Annotated in this window: 17 protein-coding genes and 1 pseudogene; 12 read left to right on the top strand and 6 right to left on the bottom strand. The window is 57.1% G+C overall.

What is annotated here, in order from left to right:
- The first annotated feature begins 94 nt into the window (after positions 1-94).
- From V3C20_RS08135 to V3C20_RS08115, 5 genes and pseudogenes are all read left to right on the top strand, one after another.
- Positions 95-1114: a GDSL-type esterase/lipase family protein gene (locus V3C20_RS08135; protein ID WP_130084484.1), complete on the top strand. Its 1020-nt coding sequence runs from the start codon at positions 95-97 to the stop codon at positions 1112-1114.
- A 114-nt stretch (positions 1115-1228) separates the two neighbouring features.
- Positions 1229-2476: a beta-ketoacyl-ACP synthase II gene (gene fabF / locus V3C20_RS08130; protein ID WP_130084485.1), complete on the top strand. Its 1248-nt coding sequence runs from the start codon at positions 1229-1231 to the stop codon at positions 2474-2476.
- Positions 2477-2569: 93 nt separating this feature from the next.
- Positions 2570-3013, top strand: a complete 444-nt coding sequence (locus V3C20_RS08125; protein WP_130084486.1) for a hypothetical protein — start codon at positions 2570-2572, stop codon at positions 3011-3013.
- On the top strand, positions 3006-3614 hold the full coding sequence (gene recR / locus V3C20_RS08120) for a recombination mediator RecR (protein ID WP_130084487.1): 609 nt from the start codon (positions 3006-3008) through the stop codon (positions 3612-3614). Before V3C20_RS08125 ends, recR begins: the two co-directional genes overlap by 8 nt.
- Before the next feature lie 9 nt (positions 3615-3623).
- Positions 3624-4049 (top strand): annotated as a pseudogene (locus tag V3C20_RS08115) (hypothetical protein); the annotation flags it as partial.
- A 281-nt stretch (positions 4050-4330) separates the two neighbouring features.
- Here the strand turns inward: V3C20_RS08115 and V3C20_RS08110 are convergent.
- The 4 genes from V3C20_RS08110 to V3C20_RS08095 all read right to left on the bottom strand — a co-directional run bounded on the left by V3C20_RS08110 (position 4331) and on the right by V3C20_RS08095 (position 9141).
- Positions 4331-5056 carry a PEP-CTERM sorting domain-containing protein gene (locus V3C20_RS08110; RefSeq protein ID WP_130084488.1) on the bottom strand — a complete coding sequence of 242 codons (726 nt, stop codon included), beginning with the start codon at positions 5054-5056 and terminating at the stop codon, positions 4331-4333.
- Between the two features lie 438 nt (positions 5057-5494).
- Entirely contained in the window at positions 5495-5719 is a 225-nt protein-coding gene (locus V3C20_RS08105) for a hypothetical protein (RefSeq protein ID WP_130084489.1), read from the bottom strand.
- A gap of 13 nt (positions 5720-5732) precedes the next feature.
- A complete protein-coding gene (locus tag V3C20_RS08100; protein WP_130084490.1) occupies positions 5733-7286 on the bottom strand; it encodes a hypothetical protein in 1554 nt (517 codons plus the stop codon).
- Positions 7287-7431: 145 nt separating this feature from the next.
- Positions 7432-9141 (bottom strand): sodium:calcium symporter, encoded by a 1710-nt coding sequence (locus tag V3C20_RS08095; RefSeq protein ID WP_161981664.1) that lies wholly within the window; start codon positions 9139-9141, stop codon positions 7432-7434.
- Between the two features lie 132 nt (positions 9142-9273).
- Here V3C20_RS08095 and V3C20_RS08090 point away from each other — a divergent pair, with 132 nt between their 5' ends.
- On the top strand, positions 9274-9900 hold the full coding sequence (locus tag V3C20_RS08090) for a peroxiredoxin (protein WP_161981439.1): 627 nt from the start codon (positions 9274-9276) through the stop codon (positions 9898-9900).
- A gap of 223 nt (positions 9901-10123) precedes the next feature.
- On the opposite strand, the gene V3C20_RS08085 is transcribed toward V3C20_RS08090, so the two are convergent.
- Complete coding sequence (locus tag V3C20_RS08085; protein WP_149875604.1) at positions 10124-10342, bottom strand: hypothetical protein; 219 nt, start codon at positions 10340-10342, stop codon at positions 10124-10126.
- A 364-nt stretch (positions 10343-10706) separates the two neighbouring features.
- On the opposite strand from V3C20_RS08085, the gene V3C20_RS08080 reads away from it, so the two are divergent.
- The 4 genes from V3C20_RS08080 to V3C20_RS08065 all read left to right on the top strand — a co-directional run bounded on the left by V3C20_RS08080 (position 10707) and on the right by V3C20_RS08065 (position 13382).
- A complete protein-coding gene (locus tag V3C20_RS08080) occupies positions 10707-11612 on the top strand; it encodes a mechanosensitive ion channel family protein (protein WP_130084492.1) in 906 nt (301 codons plus the stop codon).
- A gap of 66 nt (positions 11613-11678) precedes the next feature.
- Positions 11679-12404 carry a UMP kinase gene (gene pyrH / locus V3C20_RS08075; RefSeq protein WP_130084493.1) on the top strand — a complete coding sequence of 242 codons (726 nt, stop codon included), beginning with the start codon at positions 11679-11681 and terminating at the stop codon, positions 12402-12404.
- 55 nt (positions 12405-12459) lie between these two features.
- Positions 12460-13026, top strand: coding sequence for a ribosome recycling factor (frr, locus tag V3C20_RS08070; RefSeq protein WP_067571688.1), 567 nt, complete (start codon positions 12460-12462; stop codon positions 13024-13026).
- A gap of 35 nt (positions 13027-13061) precedes the next feature.
- Positions 13062-13382, top strand: coding sequence for a polymer-forming cytoskeletal protein (locus V3C20_RS08065; RefSeq protein WP_012420356.1), 321 nt, complete (start codon positions 13062-13064; stop codon positions 13380-13382).
- 171 nt (positions 13383-13553) lie between these two features.
- Here the strand turns inward: V3C20_RS08065 and V3C20_RS08060 are convergent, their stop codons facing one another.
- Positions 13554-16073, bottom strand: a complete 2520-nt coding sequence (locus V3C20_RS08060) for a pitrilysin family protein (RefSeq protein ID WP_130084494.1) — start codon at positions 16071-16073, stop codon at positions 13554-13556.
- A 239-nt stretch (positions 16074-16312) separates the two neighbouring features.
- On the opposite strand from V3C20_RS08060, the gene V3C20_RS08055 reads away from it, so the two are divergent.
- Positions 16313-16558, top strand: a complete 246-nt coding sequence (locus V3C20_RS08055; protein ID WP_130084495.1) for a hypothetical protein — start codon at positions 16313-16315, stop codon at positions 16556-16558.
- A gap of 146 nt (positions 16559-16704) precedes the next feature.
- Positions 16705-17184 carry a glycine zipper 2TM domain-containing protein gene (locus tag V3C20_RS08050; RefSeq protein ID WP_130084496.1) on the top strand — a complete coding sequence of 160 codons (480 nt, stop codon included), beginning with the start codon at positions 16705-16707 and terminating at the stop codon, positions 17182-17184.
- Positions 17185-17211: the final 27 nt, after the last annotated feature.

Genomic DNA, 17211 nt, shown 5'->3' with positions numbered 1-17211 from the left:
CCGGGAGTTCCATCAGGGGACTCCTGCGGCATTCCTCTTTCCGGACAGGCGTTTCCCTGAAACATCCATTCCTGCTCCCACGTAGTGACGTATCATGGGAATGTCCATCATACGCATCATTCCGGTCCTGCTCGCACTCTTCCCGGCCCAATCCCCGGCAGCAGTTCCCAGAATCGCCATTCTGGGGGACAGTATCCCCTACGCTGGCTATTGGCCGGCTCTCCTGGAATCCGGCCTGCGGCAGAATTCCGCGTACAGGAATGCGGAAATCGTCAACTTTTCCCTTCCCAGCGAAACAGCCTCCGGACTTTCAGAGCCCGGCCATGCGCAGGGAGCCTTTCCTCGCCCCTGCATCCATGATCGCCTGGACGCCATTCTTTCCCGGTACAAGCCCACCCTGGTCATCGCCTGCTACGGCATGAACGACGGCATGATGCAGCCTTTTTCCAAGGCCAACTTTCAAGCCTACCAGAAAGGCATGGAACGACTGAAAGCAAAGGCAGAATCAGCCAAAGCCCGGTTCATCGCCGTGACGCCTCCCCTTTACATGGCGGACACGCCTGAAAAAGACTCCGCCCGCTACAACGCGGTTCTGGACATCTATGCCGGATGGCTGAACGGGCAGAAAAATAAAGGCTGGCTGGTGGCGGACATGCGCCCCGGGCTTTCCCGCCAAATCAGGACCGCCAAAGAAAAGAATCCCGGATTCATTTATGCCCCTGATGGCGTCCATCCCGGCCCGGAAGGCCATTTGATGATCGCCAGGTCCGTCTGGCCCGCAGTAGCTTCCTTCCTGAACCTCCCCCCGGACGTTCGTTTCCCGGAAGGAGACGCCTTCAGGAAAATCCTGGAGCGGCACAACCTCTTCAAACTGGCATGGCTGACGGAAACAGGCCATAAGCGCCCCGGCATTCCTGCGGGTGTTCCCATCGCCAAACTGCCCCGTATCCCGGAAGGCGCCAGCACCAAGGCCGGCCCTGAAGCCGGAGCGGCCCCTCAGCCCCGCTGCCTGAAAGATACGGTCCCCATTGTGGACTTCATCCTGGATGCCGTCCGGCAAACGGGCGCCTCCATGCTCCGGGAGAATAAGGGGCCAGACCGCACAGGGTCGTAAAAACCTTTTTCAGGCCATGCTTCCGGCCTTCCGGGCCGCGGGGGATTAGCTTGACCTTTCCCGGAATGTCGTTTACTTTGGTTTAAGCATTATTTGCAACCACTCACACTTATTATGACCGACCGCAGAATTGTTATCACCGGCATCGGAGTGATCAGCCCCCTGGGCAATGATCTTGCAAGCACCTGGGAAGCCATGAAGGCCGGACGCAGTGGGATTGACACCATCAAATCCATGGACGTCTCCGATTATTCCACGAAAATCGCCGGTGAAGTCAAGGATTTCGACCCCACCCCCTATTTCAGGACTCCGAAGGACGCCCGCCGCGTGGACCGCTTCACGCACTTTGCCATGGGCGCGGCCGGAATGGCCTTGAAGGACTCCGGCATGGATCTGGAAGCCGTGGACAAGACGCGCATCGGCGTCATGGTCGGGAGCGGCATCGGCGGCCTCGGCACGCTGGAAACCCAGCACGCTACGCTTCTCTCCAAGGGACCGGCCCGCGTGTCCCCCTTCATGATCCCGTACATGATCAGCAACATCGCCTCCGGCCTCATTTCCATGGAATACGGTTTCGGCGGTCCCAACATGTCCATCGTCACGGCCTGCGCCACCTCCAACCACAACATCGGGGAAGCATGGCGCATCATGAAATTCGGCGATGCGGACGTCATGGTCTGCGGTGGGGCGGAAGCCACCATCCTGCCTACGGGCGTAGCGGGCTTCAGCAACATGAAGGCCCTCAGCTCACGCAACGACGAACCCCAGCGCGCCTCCCGCCCGTATGACGTGGACCGCGACGGCTTCGTGATGGGTGAAGGCGCGGGCGTCGTCATTCTGGAAACGCTGGAACACGCACAAAAACGCGGCGCCAAAATCTATGCGGAACTCGTCGGCTACGGCATCTCCGCGGACGCCTACCACCTCACCGCTCCGGATCCCGAAGGCCGTGGAGCCGCCCGCTGCATGCAGATGGCCCTGGACCACGCGGGAATGAAGCCGGAAGACATCGACTACATCAACACGCACGGCACCTCTACCCCCCTGGGCGACATCTGCGAAACAAAGGCCATCAAGGCCGTATTCGGTGACCACGCCAAAAACGGTCTGCTGATCAGTTCCACCAAATCCATGACCGGGCACCTTCTGGGCGCTGCGGGCGGCGTGGAACTGGCGGCCTGCCTCATGGCCATGCAGGACGGCATTATTCCGCCTACCATCAACGTGGACAACCAGGACCCGGAATGCGACCTGGACTGCGTGCCCAACAAGGCGCGTGAAGCCAAGGTGAACGCCGCACTGAGCAACTCCTTCGGGTTCGGCGGTCACAACTCTTCCGTCATCGTGAAGAAATTCTCCTGATTCCTTCCGGAACCCGGAATCTTCCCGGCGGAAGTGCCGATGCTTGTGTTTCACCGCAGTCATCGCGCTTCCGCCTTCTGCATTTTTACAACCATGGCCTCCAAAACACATCAGGACATTCTGCTCATGCGCTGGGCCCTGTTCTCCATAGCGGGGATCGCCCTCATCGTGGTGCTCTACTCGGTGGGGGTAACTCCCTCCTGGTCATTCGCCCTGAGAAAAGCCATGGCCCAGGCTCCGTTCCTGCTGTCCCCGGATGCCCCGGCCCTGTCCCCCGGCGGCGGATTCCTGCTGTGCATCCTGCTCACCCTCGGCGCGGCCTATAATCTGCTGATGATGCGCGGAATTCTTCGCAAATCGGCCGTTCTCGCCGCCTTCCTGCTCCTGCTGGCCTGTTTCACTCCGGCCCTGGGCCTCTGGGGCGTTTTCTTCAACTTTGTGCCCTGCCTGCTTTCCGCCGGAACTGCAGGCCTGCTGGCCATCCTGTGGCCCCTCCCGGCAAAGCCGGAACAGGGCCCCCTTTCATCTCATGAATAATCTGGATTATCCCCTGCCCGTGCTTGAACTGGTCGCCGCCCTCAAGCAATTGCCGGGCATCGGCACGCGCGGCGCGGAACGCATGGCCCTGTGGATGCTCCAGGGGCACATGGGAGAAGCGGAATCCATCGCCCGGACCATCGGCCAGGCGGCGGACAGTGTCACGCCCTGTCCGGTCTGCGGCTTTTTCAGCACGGCGGAAGCCCTCTGCGAAGCCTGCCGGGACGAGGAAAGGGACGTCCGGACCATCTGCGTGGTGGAACAGGCCACGGACGTGATTCCCATTGAACGCAGCAGCGCCTACCGCGGATTGTACCATTGCCTGGGGGGCAAACTCTCCCCGCTGGACGACGTTGAACCGGAAGACCTCAATATCCAGTCCCTGGTGGAACGGGTGGCCGGCCAGCCGGGGTGTGAAGTCATTCTCGCAACGGGGTCCGACGTGGAAGGGGAAGCCACGGCCACCTACCTGCACCACCTGTTGAAAGACCTGGACTGCAAAATCTCCCGCCCCGCCCAGGGACTGCCCGCCGGGTCCGGCCTCAGCCATGCGGATACGCTGACCCTGATGAAAGCTCTGGAAGGCAGAACCATGCTTTAACCGCCTTCTTTCGGCAGGAACAGCCATACGGACTGGATTGTAAGACACGGGTGCAGGACACTTCTTAAAAAGGGCAACAGGGAAGTGCTGGACATCTTTGGATTCGCGGATACCGATTGCATGAATCATGCTGGGGCTGCGTCTGTTTGCATTGGAGGGGAAATCACCTTTTTCTTTAGGATTGAGGCCAAAAAAACAGCCAGGGTAAGGCTGGAATATGGCATTGATTATGTGAAGGCAAACGGCAGACGAAACCGTAAGATACTCCAGATATCCGAACTTTCCTTAGAGGAAAACGGTAAGCAGCCTTACACGAAAACCCATTCGTTTGAGGATGCAAGTACACGGAAGCATTACCCCGGCAAGCATTCGATTACGCTTATTGTGAATGGATCCGAACGGGGAACGCTGGATTTTGAGGTATTTGCCAAATAGAGCGCTCGCCCCCCAGACCGCCGGAGTCATTTTCTTCGGTATCCCGTTTTATAATGTCACATGACTGGTCGCATTGATTAATGTTCGCCATTATCGGCATCATACACACCTCATTCGTACCCCTTTTTACATGAGAAAACGCCTATTTCATGCGGCTTGATTCAGCTTGCCATGAGATCATCTGCCTCCTCCTAACCGCCAATTTCCCTACTCAGGGAATAAAAAAGCTGCTCCCTTTAATTACAGGAGCAGCTTGAAAAACAGGTACACTGCGGGAGACATCATCCCCTGCGGCGTCTCAGCAGCAATACGGTCAATCCGGCCAGACCCAGGGAAGCCGTGGCGGGTTCGGGAACAGTATTCAATTCAATGGCCCCCAGCCCTACAAAATACCCATTGGTTTCCGCCCCCCGGGACAGAGAAAGCTCCATGGAATAAGTCTCTCCCGCCGTCAAGGTAACAGCCTTGTCCAGGGAAGACTCTTCCCTCACTCCGGAAGAACCGCCCCGCTGCCCCAGTGTCTCCACGCTGGCCTTCTGTGCGCCGGAAGCAGTGGTATCCCCGGTTCCCGCATAAGTCAGAGAGGAATCGGCACAACTGGCCAGAACCGTATCCCCCAGTTTCAAATTAAACGTATACGCACCTTTGCGGTTGCTGTTCTGAATCTGATTGGAACCGTTGAATGTAAAAAGATTCAGAGCTATTGAATCAATGGTTACATCTTCCGTTACGGTGAAGGACAAAGTCAGGGTCCATGTACCTCCGGTCCCCACATTCACGTTGGGACTCAAAAAGGAATTCACATAATTGGTACCCGTTTTCTGCAACAACGCGGCGCCGGAACCATTGGTGACCGTTTGGCCTGTGATGGAAACACCTTCACTAACGGAAGGGTCATACAGGGCAGTCGTCGTTCCGGGATTGGCTTGGTAATCAAAGATAATCGCTGCCTGGGCCGTGCCTGCAAGCGCGATGAGCGAGGCGGCAAAAAATAAGGAGGGCTTCATCTTCAAGTATAGTTAACTGTGTTAAATAGTGTTTTTTTGCACCAATTCCCCATGGATGGTAACACGCTACGAATAACGGATTTCAAATCCGGCGTCAACACAGATAGTTGAATTAGAATAAAAAAATTAATTCATCTGTACACTGTCCAGATATCCGTGATTTCAGCCCATTCTTCAATACATTATCTAAATTACCTAGATCTAAAGAGATACAATTATTTTCCATCGTCATTTCCGCCCACCGGATTTGAAAACCCCTGCACAATTCCTTCTGATCGGCCATCATAATTGCCCTCCTGATGAGGGCCATTGGCCATCCCTTCCCAACTCATCCAGCCTTTCATCCATAGCTATTGTCATTTGCGTAAAGGATGAACCGTACGCACGGACCGGGCCGGGTTTAATCCCGGCCTCGGGAAAATTTGACCGCCAAATCCGTTAATCCGCGAGTCCGTCCACGCGGGCCCGGTCAAAATCCGCCGGACAAATAGTTACGTTTACCCGGTCGCCCGGTTGGAGAACATCCCTCAACGGCGCATTCTTCTTCTCCACGAAAGCCACGGTTGTCTTGCCATTAGGCAGGGCGGCGCGGAATGCCGTATCGGCAATGCGTTCCATAATAACAGCCACCGTCTGCACCGTATGGAAAGGATATGGTTTCATCAGCAAGCTCCATTTAGAGATTCATCAAGCCGTCCATCAAACCGCTTCCGGTCTTGAGCCCTTCTTCCGCGGCATCCCGAAGATTGGGCATCACCGGAACAGGAACCTTGTCCGCGGCAGGAATTCTGAATCCGTCCTCCCTCTTCTCGTCCTTGTCCCTGCCGTTCCCCGCCGCCTTGTTGAACAGGCGCGAGGCTACGTCTGCCGCCTCAGCCACTTTCTCCATGCCGATTTCCTTCAAACGTTCCCCGGCTGCCTTAAGCAGGCGTGCGGACAAATCCTCCGAAGGGTTGTCCAATGTTCCGCCAATGTTCACATTCGCCCAGACGAGCCCGGCCCCCCCGCCCTGGCGGGAAGCGGAAAACACGTCGGAAAATCCCGGAAGGGAATTCCACATGCCATCCGCCCGCAAGCCGACCTGAAAGCGCCCCTTTAAGGAACCGTCATCCCCTATTTCCAGCCAGCCTTCAACCCGCATGAGGTTCTCGCTCTCTATTACTACATCGGACACATGCCAGACTCCCTTGCCGTAGCGGAACTGGGCGGAAGCCTTGTGCAGGGCCAATTGGCGGAATCTGGAGGAATCGCAAAACAGGGCCAGCCTGTCCAGGACAGGCAGCCCGGACAGCATGCCGTTCTGCAGGCGGAACAGTCCGGCCACATGGGTCAGCCTGCCCTGATCACCGCGCAAATCCACGCCGCCGCTCACTTCTCCCTGGACGTGCTTCTTCCAGTCGTCAGCCAATATGGAAGAAGCGGGAATACTATTGATCACGACGTTGGCAGTCCAGGATGAGGTCATTCTGTCCCAGTCACCCTTGATATCCAAATAGCCGCCCGCATCGGTCGTCAGACGGCAGGAGGGAACGTTCAGGCGCCCGCTGGAGTGATTAAACTGCACCGTTCCGGACATCAGGGAAAATTCCGGGCAAAGTTTGAAAGGAACCAGCAGTTTTCCGCCGCGCAAGTCAAACCTGTACTGGCTGGAGCCGTCATCATGCGTGCACTCCACACCTGCCCCGTCCAGGGTATACAGATGGCCGGAAGTTCCGTAGGAAACGGAAAAGGAATTAATGCTTCCCTTCTCCAGCCGGAACGTATCCGGCAAAATGTTTTCTTCCACCCAGCTCTTGGGGCCGTCCTCCTTCTCCTTGAAGCGGAAGGGTACAGGAGACAACTGAAGCTTCAGCTCCGCAATATTGGCGGAATTGATGACAAAAGCGCGTTTCAGCAGGTCCCAGCGGCTGAACTCCGTTTCAATGGACCTGGCCTGGAGACTGGTCAGGAACTCGCGCCCCTGCATGGTCACCCCGCCGCACCGTATTCCGGAACCGTCCCACTCCAGGGGTTCGATCCGGGCGTCATCCACGTTCATGTCGTCAATCGCGGACTGGCGCAGCATGGACAGAAAAGAGTCGCTTTTCAGATAAGACCTCACGTACAGATAGGACCCCGCCACTCCGGCAACCGCCAAAACGGCCGCACCAAGAACACCCCACAGCAGCAGCTTTTTCCAGAGTCCTCCGGTTCGGGCCTTCTTTCTGCGTATCCTCCTCGTTCTGGACATGGTATCAGACTATAGCAAATACGCGCATGGTCAAGCCTGCGAATTCCCCCGCAAGGAGCCCTAAACCCTTGCCACGTGCAGATAAAACCGGAGGCCCTCCCGCACATGGCCGCCTGCCCCGGAGCCGCACGCCCGTCCCCTCCGCCTACCGGGGACCGTGATATATTTTGTGCCTGCTGGAAGCCATGGTGATGAAAACCAGAAACAGCACGTACGCCGCCAGGAATCCCATCGGGATCACGGCTCCGTGTTCCCCGCGGCCCAGGGCGGCTACGGGTGCCGCCTGCTTCACCCAGATATTTTCCGCCAGCCAGACCAGGAAAATAACCAGCAGCAGGGTAGGCGTCACATACTTCATGATGAAACGGTAAATCCTGGGAATCCGGATGACGGAACCGTCCTCCAGATCCCGCAGGCCGGAATCCACACCCAGCTTCCAGGAAAACAGAATCATCATCACCATGCCGCTCATGAAAAAGCAGAGAGTGCCAAGAAAAAAGTCATACGTATCCATCGCCAGCAGGTCCTTGCTGAACCACGCCACGACCAGCGTTCCCGTAGAAGCGAAAAAACCCTGCACCACCACGGCCAGCTTGCGCTTCAACCCCATGAATTCCTCAATAAACGCCAGCCCCACCTGCATCATGGAAATGGAGCTGGTCACCGCCGCCACGGAAAGCAGCAGGAAAAACAGGCTGCCGAATACCACGCTTGACCCCATCTTGGCAAAAGCCTGGGGAAGAACCATGAACCCGAGAGCGAAGGTACCCTGCCCGGCCGCGCCGGCCACACCCAGAAACGCCACAGCCGCGGGCACGGTCATCATGCCGGCCAGCCCTACCTCGCACACCTCGTTCGAGGCGGAGGCCGACAAGGCGCTGAGGGCGATGTCCTCCTTTTTCCGCACGTAGCTGGCATACGTCAGAATCAGCCCCGTCCCCACGGAAAGGCTTAAAAACACCTGCCCGGCGGCGGCCACCCACAATTCGATATTCCGCAGTCCATCCCAAAGCGTCACCTTCGTGAGCCTCAGCGTTCCGTTGGACATCTCTACCTGGCGTCCGGCCTCCTCCATCGCTCCCGGCCTGGAGGCGGAAACCATGGAAACCGTTTTCCACTCCCCGCTTTCCGGCGTTTTTTCCTCCACCAGAACCTTGCTGGGGTTCCACATGTACCCCAGCCCCTGTTCAATGCTGCGGTCGGGATAATTCGGATCAGGAGTGCCGATGCAGAGGATGCGCACCAGCAATATCACGGAGACCAGGAGCAGCACGGGCATGAACCAGCGGGAAAACATCTCAATCCCCTTGCTGATGCCCCGGTAGATAATGCCCAGATTGATCAGAATAACGCCGCCCACGATCCAGAGCATTCCGTTGTCCGACAACAGGGCGCTTCCGTCTCCGGCCATGCCGGTGAAGGAGAAGAACGTCTGCGCCGTGCTCTCCGCCGTAACAAACAGCTCCGGCTGCGTCAGCATTTTCCAGAAGTAGCCGAAGCACCACGCCTCCACCACCATATAATAAAAAGCCACGGAAGAGGGCCCCAGCACCGCCAGCACGCCCAGGAACTTCCACAGCCTGGACCCTTTCGTCAGGTACCAGAACACGCCGGGGGCGCAATGGGCGCCCTGCTGGCCGCCCCTGCGCCCGATGGACCATTCCGCCCAAGCCACGGGCACGCCCACCAGAACCAGCATGATGCCGTAAGCCACCATGAACGCCCCGCCGCCGTATTGGGCGGCCAAGCCAGGAAAACGCAAAAAATTGCCCAGTCCCACGGCGCTTCCGGCCACGGCAAGAATCACTCCTATCTTTCCGGACCATTGGTCCTGCTGCGCCTTCAGGGATGACATGCAGCCAATACTGACAAAACAAGTCTCGTTTTCAAGAGAAAACAGGCCCTTTTGCCACTTGCGGAACGTCATTGCCACTTGACTTCCTCTCGTTTTTTGGAATCATTCTTTTAGAACCAAACCAAAAAACATATCATGCTCCTCATCGGAAAACCAGCACCTCATTTCAGTGCAAACGCAGTCGTCAACGGTACCATCGTCCCGGATTTCAGCCTTGACCAGTTCAAGGGAAAAAAATATGTGATCCTCTTCTTCTATCCGAAGGACTTCACATTCGTGTGCCCCACGGAACTGATCGGGTTCCAGGAGGCGCTCGGCGAATTCGACAAGCGTGACGTAGCCGTCGTCGGCTGCTCCACGGACAGCGAATTCTCCCACTGGGCGTGGGTGAACACCCCCCGCGAACAGGGCGGCATCCAGGGCGTCAGCTACCCCATCGTGGCCGACATCAACAAGACCATTTCCTCCGACTACGGCGTTCTGGCCGGCAACGAGGAAATCGATGAAGACGGCAACATCGAAGTCTCCGGGGAAATGATCGCCTACCGCGGCCTTTTCCTGATTGACAAGGACGGCATCGTCCGCCACCAGCTCATCAATGACTTCCCGCTGGGCCGCTCCATTGAAGAAGCCATCCGCGTCGTGGACGCCCTCCAGCACTTCGAGCTGTACGGAGAAGTCTGCCCGCTCGGCTGGCACAAGGGTGAAGCCGCCATGACTCCGTCTCACGAAGGCGTGGCCAGCTACCTCAGCAAGTAACCAGCATTTCAAGCAGCTTCAAGGCTGTTCCGCATTTTGCGGAACGGCCTTTTTGATTTTTCATGCACCGCGGAAGGATCACAATGCCGCCGCCCCTGTTCCAGAGTTATATTCACCTTGTTGTCGGCAATCAAGTAGTTGATTGCATCCTGCTCATGGTCGCCTGTTTCATCCGCCGGGATAAGACTTCTGCCAGCTTTCCGGTAGGAATCCCGTCTATCTTTCAAGCCTCTACGGCCAGTTTCAATTTCTGCATCCGCCCAGCAGAGCCTTCCGCTCCGCTTCCCGTGAAAAATTTTGGCACCGCCTCCTGCTCCGCCTGATTGCCGAAGATTCTGGACTTGGTCCCCTGTCTTTTCTCCCACGCCGCATGCGCGGCCCTGGCCTCCGTTTCGGAGTCTTCAAAATCCGCCTCACAGCTTCTCCCGTCCTTTCCCGCCACAGTGACGGCAACCGTGCGTCCGGAGGGGGAATGACACTGCTTGAAGCGTTCAAACCGGGGCCCGGCTTTTCTGAAGCCATCCCGGAATGGGTATTAACCGGCGGCACGTCCGGTTTCCAAAAAACGTGAAGGTCCGGCTTCAGCAGAAACGGCAAGGACAGCCAGTCCAGCACATCCCATAATGAGGTAGTTTTATTCATGTTGATCTAAAACATTTTCCACTGGGGACCCGGCTCCTATCCCCATATTTGTCTATCTTCATGCACATTCCCCAATCCTTTCCCTGAAAATGTTCCCGTCATAAAACGGGAAGAATACGCGCACGCCCCTTGAGCCGCATGAACGCCTTTGCTACACACTTGGCATGAATGCGGACTTCATGGCAGCAGGCCCCACGGAAGACATATGGACAAAAACCATGGACTTTCTGAACATGCCGGACTGGCTCAAGCTGGAGATGGTGCAGTCCGCCGGGGCAAAAATCGTGCATGTGATCATCTGGCTGGTCATCAGCTGGATTCTTTTGAAACTGTTTTGCCAGGTGCTCCGCAAAATCACCTCCATGAAAATGTCTCCGCAGGCGTCCCGCCTGACGGTGAAAATCGTCAAAAACGCGGGTTATATCATCATCGGCGTGGAGGCCTTCGCCCTGATGGGGTTTGACATCCTCACCCTGCTGGGTGCGGCCAGCATCATCGGCGTGGCCGTGGGCTTCGCCTCCCAGACCTCCCTGTCCAACATCATCAGCGGCCTTTTCCTGGTAGGGGAAAAGCAGATCAACCTGGGAGACATGATTGAAGTGGACGGAATTACCGGCAACGTGGACTCCATCAACCTCATGTCCGTCCAGCTCCGGCTGCCGAACAATACCATGGTGCGCATTCCCAATGAAATGATCATCAAGAATCCGGTCAGCAACATCACCCGTTTTTCCACGCGCCGCTGCGATTTGACCTTGGGCGTGGATTATAACTGCGATATTGAGCACGTCGTAAGCGTCCTTCAAGAAGTAGTCAAGGAAAACAAGCTCTGCCTGGACGACCCGGCGCCACTCATCATGTTTTCAGGTTTTCAGGACTCTTCCCTGGGTTTCACGGTAGGGGCCTGGTGCCTGAAGGACAACTTCCTGGACTGTCAGAAAACCCTGGCGCACGATATCAAGCACCGTTTTGCGGCGGAGGGCATTTCCTTCCCCTTCCCCACCCGCAGCGTGGAGAGCAGAACCCCCATCAAAGTGGAAATCACCGGCACGCCAGAGAAAAATCAGTAAAGCTGTTCTTTTTGCTTTCTTTTTCCCCCGTGAAATTTCAATCTTGTCTGCGTAAAAGCCGCATTTATGTCTGACACACCAGCACCTGTTTTTAAAAGAATACTTCTGAAACTCAGCGGAGAAGCCCTGCGAAGCCCTGGAAGCATGGACAATATCTCTCCGGAAATCGTCGCCCGCATCGCTGAAGAAATCGCACAGGCGCACCGCGCAGGCGTCCAGATCGGGCTGGTAGTGGGCGGCGGCAACTTCTGGCGCGGCGCCAAGGCCAGCGTGCGCGGCATGGACCGCGCTACGGCGGACTACGTGGGCATGCTTGCCACAGTCATGAACGCCCTGGCCCTGCAAAGCGCGCTGGAACGCGCCGGAGTACCCTGCGTGGTTCAATCCGCCATTGAAATGAAAAACGTGGCGGAATCCTTCATCCGCCTGAAAGCCCGCTCCTACCTGGACAACAACAAAATTGTCATCTTCGGCGCTGGAACAGGCAACCCCTTCTTTTCCACGGACACCACGGCCGCCTTGCGCGCCAGCGAGATCAACGCGGAAGTCGTGATGAAGGCCACTTCCGTGGACGGCGTGTATGATGCGGACCCCAAGAAAGTTTCCGGGGCCAAGCGCTTTGACTCCATCTCCTATCAGGAATGCCTGGAACGCCAGCTCAAGGTCATGGACTCCACGGCCTTCACCCTCTGCATGGACAACAAAAAGCCCATCATCGTATTCGACATGCACACTCCGGGCAACATCACCCGCGCCCTGCTCGGGGAGCCCATCGGCACCACGATCTGCTGAACCCGGCGGAAAAACCTTTCAACCATACAAAAAAACACTTAGCATCAACCATCATATGGACGCAGAAACATTACTATTGGAGACGGAGGAAGCCATGCTCAAGGCCGTGGACTTCGCCAGGCAGGAATTCTCCGGCGTACGCACGGGCAAAGCCTCTCCCGGCCTTGTGGAAAACCTGGACGTGCACGTATCCAGCTACGGCTCCGTTATGAAGCTGAAGGGCCTGGCCGTCATCAGCACGCCGGAACCCCGCCTCATCCTCATCCAGCCCTTCGACCCCAGCACGGCCCACGACATCGGCCGCGCCATCAATGAAAGCAAGCTGAACCTCAATCCGATCGTGGAAGGGCGCTCCATCCGCCTGCCCATCCCCGCCCTGACGGAAGAACGCCGCAAGGATCTGGTGAAGCTCGTCAAATCCCAGGCGGAAGAAGCCCGTGTGCGCGTGCGCGGCGCCCGCAAGAATGGCATGGACTCCGCCAAAAAGCTCAAGACGGACAACATTGTGACGGAAGACGGCCAGCGGGACCTGGAAACGCAGATCCAGAAGCTCACGGACAAGTATGTCAAGGAAATTGACGATCTGGTAGCCGCCAAGGAAAAGGACATCATGACCATCTGAGCCAGCACTCTTCACCACCCAACCACTTCACGACAATGACAGACAATGTAACGAACTTCCTCGCCTCCGGCATTGAAATCAAGGGAACCATCCGTTTCCAGAATGATATGCACATCGACGGAAAAATCGAAGGCGAAATCATTTCCGACAAGGGAAAAGTCACCATTGGTGAAACGGCCCAGATCAAGGGCGACATCACCGCCGGAGACGTGCGCATTTACGGCAACGTGGAAGGCAAGGTCACTTCCGACCGCTGTGAACTCAAGCAGCAGGCCCGCGTCGTCGGAGACATGAAGACCCGCAGCCTGGCCATGGAAGAAGGCGCCCATCTGCTGGGCCGCACGGAAATTGGTTAAAGCACGGGAAACCCATTTTCAAGCCGTTCCTCCGGAAGGAGGGACGGCTTTTTTCATGACCGGAACGGATATTCCTTTCCTCCATGTTCCGGGAAAACCTCCAGCCGTAACAAAAGAAAGGCTTCCGTTTCCGGAAGCCAATGCCGCAGAACCACGGCAAATGCCGCTCATTTACGGATTCTCCGGACGCACGATGGACCAGGAACGGGGCTGTGACGGGTCCAGAATCTTTCTGATAAAGCCATTCACCTGCTCCACGGTCATGTTCCTGATGGCCCGGGTCTGCTTTTCAAAAGCGTCCAGCGGCAGTCCAAACAGAATATCCAGAGCCAGCATCTGGCACAGCGTGCCATTGGACTGCATGGCCAGCAGACGGGAGGACAGCGCGGAAGCCTTCGTACGCTCCAGCTCCTCTTCCGTCATTCCTTGTTCGTAGATCATGGACAGCGTTTCCTCCAAGCGCCTTTCGGCTTCCTCCAGATGTTCCGGAGAGGTCCCCAGGTAAAAGCAGATGCCCCCGGCATCCATGCCGATGAACAGGGAGGAACTGGCATAATAGGCCAGACCCGCTTCTTCCCGGATGTTCGTGAACACAGGACCAGCCATGTCCCCGCACCACGCCTGGAATATCAGGGCCATCGCCATGTCCGGGGAGACCACGTCCACCCCCGGCACGCCCACCACCAGAACGGCCTGCTGCTTGTCCAGCACGGTGACTTCCCTTCCCGACTTCAGGGCGGGCGTAGGGGCAAGCACGGGCGGACTGCCTTTTCTCATGGCTCCCATATGTTTTTCCAGCAGGGGAAGCACTTTATCCTTCATCACATCTCCGGAAATGCATAACACGGCATTGGAGGCGCAGATAATGCGCTCGTACTGTTTCCTGATATCCTCCACCGTCAGGGAGGAGAGGCTTTGCGCCGTTCCCGCCGGGGAATTGCCGTAGGAAACATTGCCGTAGGCCACGTGCCGTTCCTGCCTGAACGCCACGGAAAGAGGGTCTTCCATATCTTCCTCCGCATCCGCCACAAAGGTTTCCTTTTCCTTGAAGAAGGCGTCTTCCGGGAAGGAAGGATTCATCACGACATCCGCCATCAGCTCCAGGGCGGCATCCAGGTCTTCCGCCAGCGTCTGGCAGCCCACGCTCAGGGAATTGTTGCCTGTAGAGGTGTTGATCGCGCCGCCGATGTCTTCCAAAAACCGGGCAATGTCCGCCGCGGAGCGGGTGGTAGTACCCTTAAGAAGGCATTCCGACATCAAATCCGTCACGCCCGCGTTCCGCTCATTCTCCGCAGGGCATCCGGCCTTGAACACCAGGCAGGCATAGGCCAGCGGCAGCCGGTGGTCTTCCCGGACAACCACTTTCAAACCGTTGGGAAGCACAAGCTCGCTCAGAACGGCATCCGTTTCCTCACTGCCGGCAGGAACCTCCTCCGCATTGCTGCCCAGCGGGTCCAGGCTGACTTCCGTCACATTCGGGGAGGACAGCCATCCGGCGCACACCCGGTGCAGGTCTTCCGAAGTCACGCGTTCAATGGCCTCCTGCCATTCGGAGGACAAGTTCAAGTTGCGCGCGCCGAACCAGTCCGCCCCCATTTCCGAGGCCATGCCGGAAGCCGAGCTTTTGCGGCGCAAACGGCTCACTCTCGTCTGCTTGCAGACTCTCTTGAGGTCTTCCGTGAAATCTTCCCGTTCCAGATTCCGGAGTTCCTGGAGAATGAGGTCCCGCACCTTGTCCCGCTGGGCACGGTCCACGTCCATGGTAATGGTGAACGCTCCTTCATCGGACTCGGACTGGTTGGAATGCACTTCAATGCTGTATACCATCCCCAGCCGGTCATGGAATTTCTCATAAAACCGCGCGGAACGGCCGCCGCCCAAAATGCTGGCCAGGGCAGACAGCGCCGGCGTATCCGGATGCGCGGAACAGGGCAGACGCCACGCCAGGCTTAATTTGGAATAAGGTACCGCAAACTCCTTCCGCACCGTCCGGGAACCGAACTGGTGGGGCTCGTGCGGCAACGGCTCCCGGTTCAGAGGCCGCGCTTTCAAATCCTCCACCAGCAGTTCCAGGTGGGACAAAACCTCCCTGGCATCCACATCCCCGGCGATTGAAAGCACCACGTTGTTCGGAACATAGCGTGAGGCGTGATACTCCAGCACGTCCTCCCTGGTCAGGGTGTCGAACACCTCCGGTTCACCGAGCACGGGCCAGCGGCGGGGATGTTTCAGATACAGCGTCTGCATTAAAAGCTGGTAGGCCACGGAATCCGGTTCATCCGCGTACATGGCCATTTCCCGGCGCACCACTTCCTTCTCCCGTTCCAGCTCCCCTTCCGGGAAAGTGGGGGAAAATACCAGCTCCGTCAGCAGATTCAGGAAAACCTGCCAGGACTCCGCCGGACCGTCTATATAGAAAACGGTGCGGTTGACGCTCGTATAGGCATTCCAATGGCCTCCCCGTTCCTGCACCTTGCGGGCCAGATCCTGCCCGGAGTAATTCTCCGTCCCCTTGAACACCAGATGCTCCAGCAAATGGGAAATCCCGCTGCCCTGCAAATGCCCCTCGTTCATGGAGCCCGTGCCCACCCAATATTGAAGGGATACCACGGGATGGGACTTGTCCTCCTTGATCAAAACCGTCAAACCGTTCCCAAAACGGTGCATCACAGGTTCCTTAACTGAACTCATATTTTTCACTCTGCCCCAAGAAAAGGGGCTGTGCAAGCCGCCGCTCCGTCCGCACTCCCGCACTGTCAGACTTCTTCATCCCGCCCACAGAACAAATGAATACAGAAACACCCCGTAAAAAACATGTTCCAACCATATTTTTTTGAACAAATCTTAAAGTCTGCAACTCTATGAAGACGTAGAACGGTGTGAAACGCGCCGTTTCATTGATTAAACCAACAACACAGACAATAAATCATATGAAGAAAATCCTCGCTGTAGCAGCCTTTGCCTTCGCATTCAGCTTCAACGGCTACGCCCAGGAAGCCGCCCCGGCGGATTCCTCCGCTCCCGCCGCCCAGAAGTGCTGCGGCAAAGACAAAAAATGCACCAAGGACGCCACGTGCGACAAGGACGGCAAGTGCGGCCAGAAATGTGACAAGCCCTGCAGCAAAGGCGAAAAGCCCTGCGATTGCTCCAAAAAGGAAGAAGCGCCCAAGGCTTGAGCCCAACGGGAACCATCCTCATGAACATGAACCCTTGCCGGAATATTTCCGGCAGGGGTTTTCTCCGCCGGACGGAGTAAACAGACTCTTCCCGGTGACCATTAAAATACTTGATTTCAACCTTCAACCCATTTTATAAGAACATCATGAAAGCCACCTCCATCCTCACCATCGGCTGCGCAGCCATTGCGCTGTCCGTTACCTCCTGCACCAATTTCGGCTCCCCGAACACCTACAACATGAATGAAATCGGCGGTGTCCAGGAAACCTATTACGGTACGGTCACCAGCGTGGAAACCGTCAAGATCCAGGCCAATAACGCCAATGCCGGCACCGGCGTGGGTGCGGTGGCAGGCGGTCTCACCGGAGCCATGTTCGGCGGCGGCAACGCCAAGTACGCTACGGCGGCAGGGGGTGCCATCATCGGCGCCATTGCCGGCAACCAGATTGACAAGGCCGTGAACAACACGACCGGACAGCGCATCACCGTGCGCCTGAACCAGACGAGAAACGGCACCCGGAACTATACCGTCGTCCAGCCTGTCGGCAAAAACAACCCGATCTATGTCGGACAGCAGGTTCGCGTCATCATCGGCAACGCCGGCTCCCGCGTTCTGGCCTACTAAGAGACTATCCAGTTATCCAGCAATATT

This window comes from Akkermansia sp. RCC_12PD, assembly GCF_036417355.1.
In the GTDB taxonomy this organism is placed as follows: domain Bacteria; phylum Verrucomicrobiota; class Verrucomicrobiia; order Verrucomicrobiales; family Akkermansiaceae; genus Akkermansia.
The sequence above is the reverse complement of the archived record's forward strand: the minus strand, read 5'-3'. Positions and strand labels throughout refer to the sequence as shown.

Bases quoted from the DNA above. Each gene is read 5' to 3' on its own strand.
- V3C20_RS08100 (WP_130084490.1), bottom strand. From the start codon at position 7,286: ATGTCCAGAACGAGGAGGATACGCAGAAAGAAGGCCCGAACCGGAGGA.
- pyrH (WP_130084493.1), top strand. From the start codon at position 11,679: ATGTCTGACACACCAGCACCTGTTTTTAAAAGAATACTTCTGAAACTC.
- V3C20_RS08125 (WP_130084486.1), top strand. From the start codon at position 2,570: ATGGCCTCCAAAACACATCAGGACATTCTGCTCATGCGCTGGGCCCTG.
- V3C20_RS08060 (WP_130084494.1), bottom strand. From the start codon at position 16,073: ATGAGTTCAGTTAAGGAACCTGTGATGCACCGTTTTGGGAACGGTTTG.
- V3C20_RS08135 (WP_130084484.1), top strand. From the start codon at position 95: ATGGGAATGTCCATCATACGCATCATTCCGGTCCTGCTCGCACTCTTC.
- fabF (WP_130084485.1), top strand. From the start codon at position 1,229: ATGACCGACCGCAGAATTGTTATCACCGGCATCGGAGTGATCAGCCCC.
- V3C20_RS08080 (WP_130084492.1), top strand. From the start codon at position 10,707: ATGAATGCGGACTTCATGGCAGCAGGCCCCACGGAAGACATATGGACA.
- V3C20_RS08095 (WP_161981664.1), bottom strand. From the start codon at position 9,141: ATGTCATCCCTGAAGGCGCAGCAGGACCAATGGTCCGGAAAGATAGGA.
- V3C20_RS08105 (WP_130084489.1), bottom strand. From the start codon at position 5,719: ATGAAACCATATCCTTTCCATACGGTGCAGACGGTGGCTGTTATTATG.
- frr (WP_067571688.1), top strand. From the start codon at position 12,460: ATGGACGCAGAAACATTACTATTGGAGACGGAGGAAGCCATGCTCAAG.
- V3C20_RS08110 (WP_130084488.1), bottom strand. From the start codon at position 5,056: ATGAAGCCCTCCTTATTTTTTGCCGCCTCGCTCATCGCGCTTGCAGGC.
- recR (WP_130084487.1), top strand. From the start codon at position 3,006: ATGAATAATCTGGATTATCCCCTGCCCGTGCTTGAACTGGTCGCCGCC.
- V3C20_RS08065 (WP_012420356.1), top strand. From the start codon at position 13,062: ATGACAGACAATGTAACGAACTTCCTCGCCTCCGGCATTGAAATCAAG.
- V3C20_RS08055 (WP_130084495.1), top strand. From the start codon at position 16,313: ATGAAGAAAATCCTCGCTGTAGCAGCCTTTGCCTTCGCATTCAGCTTC.
- V3C20_RS08050 (WP_130084496.1), top strand. From the start codon at position 16,705: ATGAAAGCCACCTCCATCCTCACCATCGGCTGCGCAGCCATTGCGCTG.